Origin of the sequence: Embleya sp. NPDC127516 (assembly GCF_044765325.1) — a bacterium.
Taxonomy (GTDB): domain Bacteria; phylum Actinomycetota; class Actinomycetes; order Streptomycetales; family Streptomycetaceae; genus Embleya.
The window spans coordinates 180,035-194,290 of record NZ_JBIWJT010000020.1 but is presented as its reverse complement, the minus strand read 5'-3'; the positions used below and the strand labels follow the sequence as shown (position 1 = coordinate 194,290).

Genomic DNA, 14,256 nt, shown 5'->3' with positions numbered 1-14,256 from the left:
CCACGGGCGCCGACCCCACACACGGGTCCGTATCGAGGTGGATCGCGCCCACGACCGGAAACCGCACCACGCCCCGGAGGCCGTCAACTCGGATGGCGATGACGGATGGAGATGGCGGACGCCGGGGCGGGAGTCGGGGCCGAGCCCGAAACGAGCACGCGCCGGGGCCGCGCGCGCTCGCCCGGGCGGTGGAGCAGTTCCGCGTGCGCGATCCGGCGCAGCGCGGGGTCGTCGTCGGAAACGGCCAGGCCGGAACTCCTCGTCCGTGGGGAATGCGGCGACGGCCTACTCCCGGGCCCGTCTTGTTTCATGGCTATCATGGTTATGATGGCCTCACAAGATGTGACCCGCCCACCACCCGGCAGGCCGAGCCGACCAAGGGGCACGTGAGGATGCGATGCGCTACAGCTTCAACACCTTCAACCACTCGACCTACTACGGACTGCCGCCGTCCCTCCCGCGGCAGATCGCCGCCGCCGCGGCGGCCGGCTACGACCACATCGGGCTCGATCTCCTCTCCGTGCTCGCGCACGAACGCGAGGGTCTGCCGGTGAGCGAACTCGCCGCCCACCTGGGGCGGCACGATCTGCCCTGCCACGAGCTGGTCTCGTTGTCGATCTCCGCGGACGAGACCAGGACGCTGCGCAGCCTGGAACATGTCCTTCGGGTGGCGCGTGTACTGCGCCCGGAACAGGTGCTGTGTGTGGTCACCGGCGAGATCGACGAGGCGGTGGTGGCCAACACAGCCCGGTGCGCCGGATCCCTGGCCGAGGAAGGAGTCGGCCTGTCCGTGGAGTTCCTGCCCACCCGGCACGTCGACTCGATCCCCGAGGCGCTGCGCCTGTGGGAGCGGGTGGCGCATCCGAATCTGCGCCTGGTCGTGGAGAGTTGGCACTTCTTCCGGGGGCCGAGCACGTGGGCGGACCTGGTCGCGCTGCCGCTCGATCGCATCGGCTTCGTGCAGTTCGCGGACGCACCCGCGCCGGTGACCGACGACACGCACCACGAGTCCATGCACCGCCGGGTCCTCCCCGGCCGAGGCGTCCTGGACCTGGACCGGTTCTGCGCGACGCTCGCGGCGAAGGGTTACGACGACGTGGTGAGCGTCGAACTGCTCGCCGACGACTGGCGCACCGCCGACCTGCACACGTTCGCCGAGGCCACCCTCGCCGCGACCCGCACGGCCTGGGAGACGGCGGCACACTCCGCGTAGGCACGGCCGGCGATACCCGAACAAGCCTGTCCCTTGAACGAAACAGTCGAGTCCGTAGTCACCGAAGTGGAGGAGTCGCCCATGTCAGCCGGCCGACCGAAGCCCGATCCCCAGTCCGCGACCGCGTCCACGCGCGACGGCCGATCCCCGGGCGGCGGTCCGGGCACGTTCGACGTCGTCGTGGTCGGCGCGGGCTCGGCCGGATGTGTCCTGGCCGCCCGATTGTCCGAGCGACCGGGTCGTACGGTCCTGCTGGTCGAGGCCGGTCCCGACCATCGCGTCGACACGATGCCGGACGAACTGCGGCATCTGTCGCGGCCGGTGGCCTGGCCGTACAACTGGGGCGACAAGGTCGCCTCGACCGCGGGGCGCATGCTCAACTACGCACGCGGGCGCGGTGTCGGGGGCTCGTCGGCGACCAACGGCGCGGTGGCGATGCGCCCGGAGCCGGAGGACTTCGCGTCCTGGCCGGAGGGAATGCGGTGGGAGCGAATGTTGCCCTACCTCAACCGGATCGAAGACGACCTGGACTTCGGCGACGACCCCCACCACGGCAACGCCGGACCGATCCCGATCGTGCGGCACCCGGAGGCCGAATGGAGCCCGTTGCAGCGTGGCTTCGTCGACGGATGCCTGGCCGAGGGACTGCCGTTGTGCGCCGACCACAGCCGTCCGGGATCGACCGGGGTCGGCCCGATCCCGATGAACCGGCGCGGCACCCGACGCGTGTCGAACACGGTCGCCTACCTCGACCCGGCACGCGCCCGCCCGAATCTGACCGTACGCGGCGATGCCCACGTACGGCGCGTCCTGCTCACCGGCGGCCGCGCGGTCGGCATCGAACTGGCCGACGGCGAACGCATATACGCGGGCCGGGTCGTGCTGTCCGCGGGCGTCGTGCAGAACCCGCTGTTGTTGTGGCGCTCCGGTGTGGGACCGGCGCACGGCGTCTCCGGGCTGGGCATCGAGCCGGTGCACGAACTCCCGGCCGTCGGCGCAGGCTTGAGCGATCACATGGTGGTGTCCTATCGGGCGGCGGTCCGACCGGACGCGGTGCCCGACGGTGGACCCACGCTACAGACGATCGCCCGCGCCACGGCCCGTCCGGACCAGGGACGCACCCACGACCTCCAGTTGACCCCCGTGGCCCGGCGCAATCCGGACGGCACGCGGGAGATCGAGATCAGCGTCGCCCTGCAACTGCCCAACGGCTTCGGCTCGATCGTCCCCACCGGCGCCGCGCCGGATGCCCCGGCCCGGATCTCCTGGCCGTTCACCACCGACCGCGACAACCTGGAACGGTTGGCGATCGGGGTGCGCCTGGCCGCGCGCGTCGTGGCCGCCTCCGGCCTCGCGCTCGCTCCGGACGCCGTGTCGCGGGTGTCGGACATGCCCGACGATGTGCTGTGCCTGTCCTTCGCCGCCTCGCACTACGCCTTCTACCACGGCGTCGGCACCTGCCGGATCGGCATCGATCCGGCGGCCGGCGTGGTCGACGCGGAGCTGCGCGTGCACGGCCTGAGCGGCCTGCACATCGTGGACGCCTCGGTCGTGCCGACCGTGCCACGCGCTAACACCCACCTGCTGGCGACCGCACTGGGCGAGCTGGGCGCGGAGTTGATCGCGGCGGCCGACTAGCGCGACGGCGGCGTCGCGGATCAACCGCGGAGCGGCGGATCAACCGCGGAGCGGCCGCGGGCCGGCTGCGGGCCGGCACAACTCCGGCGCCCGGCGTCGGTCACCCGTGCCTGGTCGGGTGACCGACGTCCGCGGGCCGGCGGGCTCCGATCGGCTTCGCGCGGGTCGCGCCGGATCAGCGCTCCGCCGGTGGGGTGAACGCTGCGACGAACTCCTCGACATACTCGTGGTGTTGATCAGCCGGCGCGGGCGGCGATGGTCATGGAGTGCGCCATCCGGTGTGGCGTCCGGGTACGGGTCCGCACCGGTCCGCGGGTGCCGTCCGCGCCGGATCGCGTGGAGGTGCGGCACCGGGTTCGGCTCTCGTGACGCCATCGGCCGGGGCCGAAGGCGGGGCGGAGAGTGGGGCCGGGGGCGCGTCCCCGGGCTGCGGGCTCATCAACCGCAGTTGCAGGGTGATCGCGAAGCGCGCCGACGGATCCTGGAGGTCGATCCGGCCGACCTCGGCCATCCGACGCATCCGGTACCGGAAGGTGTTGGCGTGCACGAACATGCTCGCCGAAGCGGAGGTCACGTCGCCGAACGCGTCCAGCCACGCCCGCAGCGTGTCGACCAGGTTGGTGTTGTGCTTGGCGTCGTAGGCGACGAGCCGGGCGAGCGGACCGACGAGTTCGTCGCCGTTGGCCGCGGCGAGGTCGCGAATCTCCAGGAGCAGCGCGTCGATGTAGACGTCGGTGATCGAGGCGACCCGCTGCTTCACCTGCCCGCCGCCCAGCACCCGCAGCGCGCGGTCCGCGTTCGTGCGTGAGCGCCGCAGTGCGGTGGGTTCGTGCGCGATCGTCCCGATGCCGATCAGCGCCTTGACCCGGTCGCCGGTGCGGTCGAGGAAGTTCGTGGCGATCTGCACCGCGCGCTCGCACGCGGCGGCCGGGTCGCCGGGGGCCGGGAGGACGGCGTAGGCGGTGTCGCCCAGGAGGGCGACGGCCGAGCGCGGTTGCACGGCGTTGAGGTGGATCGCGAGGGCCGCGGTCAAGCGTTGGTGTTCGGCCGTCGACTGGGTGTGGTCCTCGCCGTGGCCGCGGGCCAGGCCCAGCGCCAGCACCACCGTGGGCTCGTACCCCAGTCCCAGGCGGGCGAGTGCGTCGACGGCGCCGGGGCCGCCCTCCAGCACGGTGGTGACCAGGTCCGCGCGCAACCGGTTTTCGGCGTCGGTACCGGCCCGGTGCCGCAACAGGTGCAGGGCCACCAGCTTGGATGCCTCCACGAAGGCCCCGGCGCGTTCGGGGCTGAGGGGCTCCCGGACGGCGGCCCACATCGAACCGAGGATCTCGTCGCCCGCCCGAACAACGATCGCGGTACGGGCGAGCGCGGCCTCGCCGGCAAGGATCACCGGGGGGATGAACATCGGCTCCCGGCTGCGGTACAGCTCCTTGAAGACGCCGCGCTCCTCGAAAATGCGCAGGTATGTGTCGGGTACTCGGCGAGCCAGGATGGTCGCCACGCGCGAGGGATCGGCCTCGTCCTGGCGGCCGGAGAAGGCGAGGATGTGCGAGCGGCGGTCCTCGATGGTGATCGGGGCGTCGAGGAGCGTGGCCACGGCATTCGCCAGGGCGAACAGGTCGCCGGAGGGCACGCCGCCCAGGGTCTGCGTGCCGGCTTCGCCGACATCGCCTTCGGTGAGCAACGTACGGAGCATCGCCGCGAGTTGCGCCCAGGACGCCCCCCGAGTCAAGGCCAGCAGCGCCACCCCCGCCCCGGCGGCGGCGCGCTCGACCGCGGCGTCGGGCTCGACCGGCCCGCGCACGATCAGGGCGGCGACGCCGTGGGCGCCCAACGTGCGCAGGAGGCCGGCGATCTCGGCGTGCCCGTGCACGGCGGCGCCGAGGACGACCGCGTGCGGTGGGTACTGCGGTTCGTCGTACGGGTCGTGGATGACCACCCCGCCGATCTCCTCCACGGCGTCCGCGTCACCGTGGATCAGGTCGAGGAGTGTGGAGCCGAAGTCCTCCAGCACCCGACCGAGGCTTCTGCGGGGATGGGTCGTCACGTGGGGGTCACCTCTGTGGAGTCGAACCGATTCGGTCCTCCGATGGGCTGCGCGGGGACCAGAATAGGCACAGCCGTGGCGAACGATGTCGCAGGTCACGGAGGCGCACTCGGTCGATCACCGAGCGTGTGACAAGGGCAACCGATCGCATGCCTCTCGGCGCGCGCGCCCGTACGCCGGTCCGGGCACGGACGGTCAGGACAGGCGGGCGACGACCTTGTCGGCGCACTCGCGCTTGAAGCGCAACGGCTCCGGGACGAACCGGGCGACGATGACGTTGTCGATGCCCGACTCCTCGATCTCGGCGAGGCGCTCGGCGCAGTACCGGATGGGGCCGGCCACGGTGGAGTGTCCGGCGAGCCAACCGGTGAGGCCCACCTCGTCCACGAGCGCCGCGTTGTGACCGGCGGTCTCCGGCGACGCGTGGTGCGCCGAGTCGTAGCGGCGCTTGGGACCCTGCGCACCCGGCTCGCGCATCACGGCAGTTGGGACCGCACCGCGACCGCGCTGGGCCTGCACCGCAACACCGTGCGCCGGCGCGTCGCCAGGATCGGCGAGCCGTTGGATCTGGACCTGGGGGACGCGGACGTGCGGATGGAGTTGTGGTTCGCGTTGCGTTGGCTGCCGGGCGAACGACCGGGCGCAGAACCGGCGGATCCGTCGTCGGCGCGGCCGGACGCGCCATAGCCGAACGCGGAGCGGAGTGGCCGAACGCGGAGTGGCCCGCCGCGAGCCGACAGGGCTCCCGACGGGCGGGTCGACTCCGAGGACCGGTCAGCCGGTCGCGCGAGGTCGGGCGCGTACGACGGCGTCCGCTCCGTCCAGGTGGGTCTTGCTGCGCTCGATCGCCTGCTGTTCGGCGTCGAGGTCGAGGCCCCGGGTGGTGATCCAATAGGCCGTGCCGGAGACGACCAGTCCGACGACGAAGGCGATGTCCGCGCCGTCGAGGGTGTCGACCATGGGGCCGGTGTAGAAGCCGGTGACCATGAACGGCACCAGGGCGGCGACGCCCAGCGCGTAGGAGAGCAGGCCGCGGCTGCCCCAGCGTCCGTAGATGCTGTCGGGGCTGAAGATCTCGGTGATCGCGTAGTGGCCTCGACGCACGAAGTAGTAGTCGATCAGGTTGACCGCGGTCCACGGCGCCAGGACGTAGAGGATCAGGGTGATGAAGTCGTTGAAGCTGCCGAGGTACTTCGACGGCAGGCCCTCGGCCACCGCGAGTGCGAGCGTCGCGCCGGCGAGGATGCCGGTGACGCGGGTGCGCACCGTCAGCGCGACGGGGCGGAAGGCCTGCACGATGCTCAGGCCCGAGAGCATCGCGCCGTAGAGGTTGACGCCCATGATGGCGATCGCGCTGGGCACCAGGACGGCGACGACGGCGGTCTTGCCGAAGCCGTCGAACAGGGTGTCGCCGATGTCCTGAAGGTTGACCAGCGCGTCGGGCACCGGCACGGAGCCGGCGATGAAGTTGCCGAGCACCATGAGCCAGATCGCGGACAGCGCGGCCCCGGCGTACGTCCAGCCGATCACCCCGCGTTCGGAGGTGTCCGCGGGCAGGTATCTGGAGTAGTCGGAGACGTAGACGGCGTACCCGAGTTGGTAGCCGGCCGCGGCGACGAACTGGGCGAGTGCCGCGGCGGGGGTGAAGGCGGAGTCGTGCGGGACGGGGTGCGGCTCCAGGTGCGTCAGCGCCAGCACGGTGAGGACCGCGAACACCGGGACGACCAGGTACGGCAGCAGCCGCAGCACGGCGTGCAGCAGGTCGTAGCCGACGATGGCCACGGTCGCCGCGAGCACGACGATGACGGCCGCCCACAGCGTCCCCGAGCCGGGCAGCACCGATTCGAGCACCTGGGAGGCCAACAGCACGCCGAACGCGCTGAAGCCGATGTACACGCAGATGACCGCGAGCATCGGCACCAACGCGCCCCGGGTGCCGAACTGGGCGCGCGACTGGATCATCTGGGGCAGGCCCATGGTGGGCCCCTGGTTCGCGTGGAACGCCATGAAGCAGGTGCCGAACAGGACGCCGAGTACGGTGGCGGCGATCGACCATCCGATCGACAGTCCCATGACCGGTCCCGCGAAGCCGACCACCATCGTGGTCGGCACGAACTGCCCGGTGAACCAGAACGGCGCCTGGTGCCAGGCACGGCCGTGCCGCTCGGACTGCGGGATGTAGTCGATCGAACGCGTTTCCAACACCGGGCCGCGGGCGGTCCCGGTTGCTGCTGCCTGCCGGCCTGTCACCGCGCCTGACTGGTCAGCCATGTGCCCTCCTTCATGTGGCGCAAAACATACACTTTTCCTGTAGGTTTGTCTGCGCAATGGGTGGTTTTGCGGTGAAGACGTGATGCGGCGCGGTCCCCGATCCCCGCGCCGACGGGTCGCGTACGAACCCGTCGACCTCCCGGCGCCGGCGGGACCCGGGCGGGTCCGGCGGCGCCTGATCGTGCGCATCCGACCGCGAGGGTCGGGTTCCGGTCAGTCGCGCGGTTGCCCGGCACGCTCCGATGCCGTCGTCGGCGGCGTCCGTGGTGTCCGCGTCTCGGATCCCTCCCGGGCGCCGGTGCCCGCCACGAAGTCGGCGAACCCGGCCATCGCGCGGGCGAAGGTCCGCGCGGCCGTGGCCAGGTCCTCGATCTCCACCCACTCGTCGGCGCCGTGCGCCTGCCGGATCGACCCCGGCCCGTAGACGACGGTGGGAATCGCGAGTCGGTTGCGCAGGAAGCGCGCGTCGGAGCCGAGGAACAGCCCGACGAAGCCCCCGTCCTCCCACGCCTCGCCGGGACGGCACCTGTCGACGAAGTCCGCGAAGGGGTGCGGCAGCGGCAGTTCGGACGCCTCGCAGAAGAACGTCGGGACCACGCGGTAGTCGACATCCGGGCAGGCCGCGTCGATCGTGCGGACGATCGAGGCGTACACGTCGTCGGCCGTCTCCCCCGGCAGCGTGCGCCGGTCGATGGTCAGCACGCAGTTCGGCGCGATCACATTGGCGGCGACTCCGCCGCGCACCATCGCCACATTGCACGTCGGGCTGCCCAGCAGCGGATGCGGGACGTCGTGGAACCGGGCCAGATGCAGGGCGGTGGTGACGCGGGCCGCGTCCGCGACCGCCGAGCGTCCCCGCGCCGGGTCGCCACCGTGCCCGGCCGTGCCCGACACCTCGATCCGGGCCTGCCAGGAGCCGCGTTCGGCCACGGCCGGCCGCAGGTCGGTCGGCTCGGGAACGATGCACGCGTCGGCCCGGACCACACCGGCGGCCACGAGTTCCTCCGTCCCGTGCACGCCGCCGGTCTCCTCGTCGGCGACGAGGTGGAAGACGATGTCGGCGCCGAGGTCGATGCCGGCGTCGACGCACGCGCGCAACCCCTCGATCGCCGCGGCGATGCCGCCCTTCATGTCCGCCGCACCGCGCCCGATCAGGCGCCCGTCGCGCACGACACCCTCGAAGGGGGGCACCGTCCAGTCCGACTCGGCCACCGGTACGACGTCCACGTGGCCGTTGATCAGCAGTGTCGGGCGGCCCGGCGCGGCGCGGCCGTAGCCGGCGAGCACCGAGGGCCGCCCGGATCGCGACGTGAACACCTCGGTGGCACAACCGATCGCACCCAGCAGTTCCACCAACGCGGGCACGGCCGCGGACTCCCTGCCGGGCGGGTTCCGGGTGTCGATGCGCACCAGTTCGGCCGCCGTCTCACGCACCCGGTCGACCCGCACGAACGTGTCCACCGCGGGGCGCGGGCGGTTCGCGTCGAACCCCCCGGGCCGGGCCGGCCTCATGACCGCACCTCGACCGTCGGCAGGATCCCGACCCGCTGGAGACCACGCGCAAACTCGGCCAACTGCGGCCGATCGGCCGCGAGTTCCGCGAGCAGCGCGCCGCCGGCCGTGCTCTCGCCGCAGCGCAGCAGGATGACCGCCCGCCACAGGTCCGCCTCGCGGTTGGCGCCCAGGCCGGACGCGGCGCCCGCGAGCGCCTCGACCATCCCCCGGGCATCGGCGTCGGTGATCCGCGACGCGTCGCCGATCACCAGCGGCGGGGCGAACAACGCGGCTCCGATCGCCCGGAAGCCCTCGTGTACGGGCAACAGGCGCCGCAACTCACCCACCGGGTCGGCGTGGTCGTCGACCCGGATGTCGGCGAGCACGTGCCGCCAGGGCCGCTCGCCGCGTACGCCGTTCACCACCTTCAGGACCGCCGACTGCGATCCCCTCGCGTCACCGCCGGCGCGTTCGCCCGCCTGGAGCGCGGACACCAGGCGCCGGGCGTGCGCCGTTCCCGGGTCGTGGTGGGCGGCCGTCAGTACGGCGGCGCACACGCCGTCCGAGGCCAGCATGTTTCCGGCGACGGCCACACCTTCGCCGCGTGCGACGCCGGCGTGCGGCGCACACCGGTCACCCGTGAAGCAGGCGTAGCCGCCGCCGGCGTCCATGACGATGGCCTGCCGGTAGTCGGCCAGCGGATCACTCGCGGTCAACGTCGCCAGCACGTCGTCGGGCGCCGCCCCCGCGCGCAACATCGCCAGCCCCTCGTGCGGCCAGTCGGTGTTGGCAAAGGCCTGGCTGACCACCACGCCCACGCCGGCCTCGGCGTCGCCGACCACCGAACCCACGGCGAAGAAGTGCGACTGCGCCGCGAATCCGAGGGAACCGTCGTGTGGATCGAAGCTCACTATCGAATAGGTCATCGGTGTCTCCCATCGCTGGTGTGTGCTGTACCGGCGTGCCGGCCCCGCTGTCGGGGCCGACCACCACCCGATGCCGTACGGCGCGCCGGCCCCGAACCCCGGGGCCGACCACCACCCGATCTCGAAGCGCCGTCGCACCGCTCCCGGCCGCGACGGGCGGGCGCGCCGGGCGCCCGTCGGGCCCTCGAACGCCGGGCGGGCCGAGGGATCCCGCCCGAGTGATTCGTGTCCCGGGGCCGAACCGAAGCCCCCTGAACCGGGTTCCGTACCCGGGTCCGGCCGGCCCGGCCCCGCGACATCTCACCCCGCGGAGCGAACCGCCCGGACACGGGGCAGGAGTTCGCGCGCGAGCAGGTCGACCTGCGCCTCGGCGTCCCGGTCGGGCAGCGGACACAGCGCCACGCAGTGCGCTCCCGCCTCGGCCAGCAGCGCGATCCTGCGGGCGCAGTCATCGGGCGTGCCCACGACCGCCAGTTCGTCGATCCACGCGTCCGGAATCGCCCGCACGGCGTCGTCGAAGTCCAGCGCGGCCAGGGCCTCGGCCGCGTCCGCGATCCCGTGCGCCTCGGTCATCGGGTTGCGTGGTCCGGCCAGCAGGTAGAGGCCGAACAGTTCGCGCAACCGCTCGCGGGCGACGGCGGCATCGGCGTCGACGGAGCACAGGACGTACGCCACCAGGTCGTGCGCGGGACCGGCGCCGCCGCCTGCCACGGCATCGGCCGCCCACTTGACGTATTCCGTTCCCGCGAGCACCGAGAGCACGGTCCCGTCGGCGGACCCGCCCGACATGGCGAGCGCCTTCGGTCCGCCCACACCCGCCAGGATCGGCGGCACCACCGCGGGCGGATGGGCCAGTCGCACCTCCCGGGCCTGGTACGAGGACGCCTCGACGGTCAGCGTCTCCCCGGCGAGGAGGGTACGCAGCCCGGCGATCACGTCCCGCACCGAGGACAGCGGCTTCCTCGATCGGATCGCCATCTGGTCCAGCCAGTCCGGCACACCCGCGCCGACGCCGGCCTTGAGCCGCCCCGGGTACAGCCCGGCGAGGGTGGCCAACTCCATGGCCAGGAGCGCGGGATGACGTGAGGTGGTGGGCACGATGCCGATCCCGACCGGGAGTTCGGTGGCGGCCAGGACGGCGCCGGCCGAGGCGATCGCGCCGGTGTAGAAGTAGTCCTCGCCGACCCACAGTTCGTCGAAGCCGCCGCGTTCGGCGGCCTTGGCCGCCGCGACGATCTCGGCCGGACGTTGCGAACTGCCGAGCACGAGTGCGATGCGCGGGGATCCTTGGGCCGTGCGCGCGGAACCGTCGGCGATACCCATGCTCAGACTCCCTTCGGGAGCGGGTTCCACGGGACCCAGCCCAGGCCGCGGCTGTTGGTGGAGTCGTCGAAACCGGGCCGGGTCTCGTCCAGGTCGGGCAGCGCGGTGATGTGGGTGTGCCACATGCGCCACTCGGGTGCGCCCTGCCCGTTGTCGCGGTGGTAGATCTCGGTGGCCCGTCCCACCGTCGCCTCGACCGAGTCCGCGGTCCACTCCCCGCCGTCGAGCATCTCCGCCTCGACGGTGAACTCGCAGGCCAGCCAGGCGGTGTCGCCGCGAACCTCCAGGCGCATGATCCGCGTCGTCAGGCCGCCCGTCTGGGCGATGATCTCGCGGTACCACTTCCACAGCGCGACCTTCTCGGTCATGTTGAAGTACGGGTGTCCGTTGAAGTTGAACATCAGGTACTCGTCGCCCGGGGACGGGAACACCTCGACCATGCGGTCGATGTCCCAGCCGATGTTGGATTCCCACCACTGCGTGTGGAGCCTGCGGATCTCGGCGATGTCCGCTGCGGGCGCCGTGCGCTCGGCGAACGTGGTTTCGGTCATGATCGGCTTCCTGTTCCGGTGGTGGAACGTCGATGGGGGGTGCGGTCGGGCCGCGTTCCCTCGACGAGTGATCCGAGGTAGGCCGCGACCCGGGCGGGGGCGGTGTACATCGGCAGGTGTCCGTGTCCGACGATGACCGCGAGCCGGCCGCCGGTGAGTTCCGCGAACGCGCGGGAGTCCCGGACGGGGCAGCCCACGTCCCGGTCCCCGACGATCGCGAGGGTCGGGCAGCGCAGTCGGGGCGCCGCGCGCAGGCCCGCGGCCACGGCGGCGGCCGTCCAGACGCGCGCCGCCTCCTCGTCGGAGTTGACGCTGATGTCGGCGGCGACGGCGGCGACCAAGGCGGCGTCCATGCCGGCCTCGCTCGCCAGGATGTCCAGCACCGCCGCCCGGGTGCCCTTGGCGGCGACGGCCGCCAGGAACGCGTGCGAGTCGGCCGGATCGGCCGCGCGGAAGGCGCCGCCGACCGTGGTGACGCTGCGGACCCGATCCGGGTGTGCCGCGGCGAGTTCCACCGCGACGGCCGCGCCGACCGAGGCGCCCACCAGGTGCACGTCCGCGACCTCGGCGGCGTCGAGCAGTTCGACGCACTCGCGCAGCCACCGGTCGACACCGTAGGTGTCGTGGCGCACCGAGGACCCGTGCCCGGACAGGTCGATCGCCAGGCACGTCCACTCGGCCGGCACCGCCGCCAGCACCGCCTGCCAGCATCTGGCCTGGAGGTTGGCCGGGTGGACGAAGAGCACCGTCGGGGAGCCGGCCGCTCCGCCCCGCCGCGACAACGCCGACCCCGAGCCTGCTCCGAAGAAGATGCGATCCACGGATGACATTGGGCTCCCCTCTCCGCTTGGGGCGCCATAGTTACAGTAACAATGTAGGTTTGTCGAGACTCCCGACCCGGGCCGTCCTAGACTCCGAGCATGAGTTGGCGAAGCATTGGCGATGTCGCCGCCGAGGTCGGGGTCAGTCCCCAGACCCTGCGGGCGTGGGAGAAACAAGACCTGCTCGTGCCGGACAGAACGGCCGGCGGGCAACGCCGCTACGGCCCCGAGCACGTGAGCCGGGCGCGCCGGATCGCCGACCTGCGGCAGCGACACGGCTGGAACCCCGCGGCGATTCGCACCTCGCTGAGCAGCCCCGACAGCCCGGCTCCCACAAACGAGGCCGCCGACGGCGGTCGGCTCCGACGCGCGCGCCTGGCGAGTGGCCTCTCGCTCAAGGAACTCGCGGCGATGACGGACACGTCGGTGTCCCACCTGTCCTCGATCGAACGCAGCGTCGAACGGGCCTCGACCCAGTTGATCGCGCGCATCACCGACGCGCTCGGCGTTCCCATGAGCAGCCTCGCGTCCTTCACCAAGACGAACGCGAGCGTCGTACGCGCCGACGAGCGGGCCACCGTGGTCCTCGAGGGCGGCGTCCAGTGGGAGGAACTCCTCCTCCCCGGCCACGATCTCGAACCGGCCCTGCTGTCCATTCCGCCGCGCGGCTCCAGCGGCGGCCCCTACTCCCGGCCCGGGGAGACCTTCGCCTTCCTGATGTCCGGGTCCCTGCGCTTCCGGGTGGGAGGCGGGCTCGGCGACCACGCGCAGGTCGCGGAGCCGATAGACGTCGCCGAGGGCGACTCGGTCTCCTTCCCGTCCCGGACCCTGATCTCCTGGGAGAACGTCGGCCGCAAGACGGTGCGCGCGATCTGGATCGAGGTGCTCTCCCCCAAGGCCTGGTCGGACCCGATGACCAAGCGCATCATTCGCGCGGCGTCCGGGTTCACCGCACCGGACACCCCCGCCGCGCCCGACCCCGCCCCCGGCGAACCGTCCTAGCGAGCGGGGACGTCCGGGATCCGGAGGCGGGCGCGGCCACCGCCTCGGCCGTCATCCGGGCCACCGCCCCGGGCGCGGCAACCGCCCCCGGCAACCGCCTCGGCCGTCATCCCGGGCACCGCCACCGCCACCGCCCCCGGCGACGGCGGTGCGCGCCGGGAGGCACCACGACGTCAGCCGCCGAGCAGCCGCCGCTTGGCCCGGGCGAACTCCTCGTCGGTCAGGGCGCCGTGGCGGTGCAGCACGACCAGACGTTCGATCCGGTCGAGCAGCAGCGGCTCCTCCTGCGGCCGGCCGGGCGTTCCCGCCCGGTCGAGGGCCCGCTCCGCACTCGCGGCGGCGGCGACGGCATCACGCAGCCGTGCGGCGAAGGTCGCGACCTCGGCGACGTTCTCCCAAGCGTGGTCACCACCGACGGCGGTGACCTTGACGATGTTCCCGGTGAGCCGGGACCGGCCCACCTCGACCTCGGCGATGCCCGCCAACGGCACCGCCACCGTGGGTCTGCCCTCCTTGGTGTAGACCAGCCGGCGCGTGGTGAGCACCAGGGTTCCGTTGGTCCACTCCTGACGGGCCCGCGCGGAGGTCACCAGCAGCGGGACCTCGCCGGGCACGGCGGTCTCGGCGATGTCGCGCGTCATGGAGTTCGCGCCGCCGAGCCGGTCGAGCGCGATATCTGCGAGGTCTCCCCAGTCCATCTTTCCGGCACCTCATTGTTCATCGAATTCCGTTACTGACAAGAGACGTTCGCGACCGTTCCCCGAGCCCGGCCGCCACCCCGGGACGGACCCGCGCGGCACCCGGTCGCGCAGGGATCGGTTCGTGCCGGCCACGGGCCCCGGACGCGTGGACGGCGCGGCCGGGGCACGAGTCGCCCGGTCCGAGGAGCGGGTCGCCGGGTCGGAGAAAGCGCGTCGCCGAGTCCGAGGCGGCACGGCCGAGGCGGCGCCGCGCGTGCGACACGCCGCGT

13 protein-coding genes are annotated in these 14,256 nt (G+C 72.5%); 4 read left to right on the top strand and 9 right to left on the bottom strand.

The window, feature by feature from the left end; all coding sequences use genetic code 11:
* Positions 1-397: 397 nt before the first annotated feature.
* Positions 398-1,213 carry a sugar phosphate isomerase/epimerase family protein gene (locus ACIRL2_RS33655; RefSeq protein WP_402237206.1) on the top strand — a complete coding sequence of 272 codons (816 nt, stop codon included), beginning with the start codon at positions 398-400 and terminating at the stop codon, positions 1,211-1,213.
* Positions 1,214-1,294: 81 nt separating this feature from the next.
* Positions 1,295-2,851, top strand: coding sequence for a GMC family oxidoreductase (locus ACIRL2_RS33650; protein WP_402237204.1), 1,557 nt, complete (start codon positions 1,295-1,297; stop codon positions 2,849-2,851).
* A 259-nt stretch (positions 2,852-3,110) separates the two neighbouring features.
* Here ACIRL2_RS33650 and ACIRL2_RS33645 read toward each other — a convergent pair whose 3' ends face one another.
* A complete protein-coding gene (locus ACIRL2_RS33645; protein WP_402237201.1) occupies positions 3,111-4,898 on the bottom strand; it encodes a PucR family transcriptional regulator in 1,788 nt (595 codons plus the stop codon).
* A 195-nt stretch (positions 4,899-5,093) separates the two neighbouring features.
* A complete protein-coding gene (locus ACIRL2_RS33640; RefSeq protein ID WP_395865014.1) occupies positions 5,094-5,285 on the bottom strand; it encodes a hypothetical protein in 192 nt (63 codons plus the stop codon).
* Positions 5,286-5,297: 12 nt separating this feature from the next.
* Here ACIRL2_RS33640 and ACIRL2_RS33635 point away from each other — a divergent pair, with 12 nt between their 5' ends.
* On the top strand, positions 5,298-5,585 hold the full coding sequence (locus tag ACIRL2_RS33635; RefSeq protein ID WP_395865016.1) for a helix-turn-helix domain-containing protein: 288 nt from the start codon (positions 5,298-5,300) through the stop codon (positions 5,583-5,585).
* 87 nt (positions 5,586-5,672) lie between these two features.
* On the opposite strand, the gene ACIRL2_RS33630 is transcribed toward ACIRL2_RS33635, so the two are convergent.
* From ACIRL2_RS33630 to ACIRL2_RS33605, 6 genes are all read right to left on the bottom strand, one after another.
* Entirely contained in the window at positions 5,673-7,169 is a 1,497-nt protein-coding gene (locus ACIRL2_RS33630) for a purine-cytosine permease family protein (protein WP_395865018.1), read from the bottom strand.
* A gap of 213 nt (positions 7,170-7,382) precedes the next feature.
* A complete protein-coding gene (locus ACIRL2_RS33625; RefSeq protein ID WP_402237197.1) occupies positions 7,383-8,681 on the bottom strand; it encodes a M20 family metallopeptidase in 1,299 nt (432 codons plus the stop codon).
* The gene (locus ACIRL2_RS33620; protein ID WP_402237194.1) at positions 8,678-9,589 is read right to left on the bottom strand and encodes a DUF1028 domain-containing protein; all 912 of its coding nucleotides are present in this window, start codon (positions 9,587-9,589) and stop codon (positions 8,678-8,680) included. The genes ACIRL2_RS33625 and ACIRL2_RS33620 overlap by 4 nt, the downstream gene beginning before the upstream one ends.
* A gap of 300 nt (positions 9,590-9,889) precedes the next feature.
* Positions 9,890-10,912, bottom strand: a complete 1,023-nt coding sequence (locus ACIRL2_RS33615; RefSeq protein ID WP_402237191.1) for an LLM class flavin-dependent oxidoreductase — start codon at positions 10,910-10,912, stop codon at positions 9,890-9,892.
* A 2-nt stretch (positions 10,913-10,914) separates the two neighbouring features.
* The gene (locus ACIRL2_RS33610; protein WP_331771812.1) at positions 10,915-11,463 is read right to left on the bottom strand and encodes a nuclear transport factor 2 family protein; all 549 of its coding nucleotides are present in this window, start codon (positions 11,461-11,463) and stop codon (positions 10,915-10,917) included.
* Positions 11,460-12,293, bottom strand: a complete 834-nt coding sequence (locus tag ACIRL2_RS33605; protein ID WP_402237189.1) for an alpha/beta fold hydrolase — start codon at positions 12,291-12,293, stop codon at positions 11,460-11,462. The genes ACIRL2_RS33610 and ACIRL2_RS33605 overlap by 4 nt, the downstream gene beginning before the upstream one ends.
* Positions 12,294-12,383: 90 nt before the next feature.
* Here ACIRL2_RS33605 and ACIRL2_RS33600 point away from each other — a divergent pair, with 90 nt between their 5' ends.
* Positions 12,384-13,286, top strand: a complete 903-nt coding sequence (locus ACIRL2_RS33600; RefSeq protein WP_395865029.1) for a MerR family transcriptional regulator — start codon at positions 12,384-12,386, stop codon at positions 13,284-13,286.
* A 173-nt stretch (positions 13,287-13,459) separates the two neighbouring features.
* Here the strand turns inward: ACIRL2_RS33600 and ACIRL2_RS33595 are convergent, their stop codons facing one another.
* Entirely contained in the window at positions 13,460-13,984 is a 525-nt protein-coding gene (locus tag ACIRL2_RS33595; RefSeq protein WP_402237186.1) for an SHOCT domain-containing protein, read from the bottom strand.
* Positions 13,985-14,256: the final 272 nt, after the last annotated feature.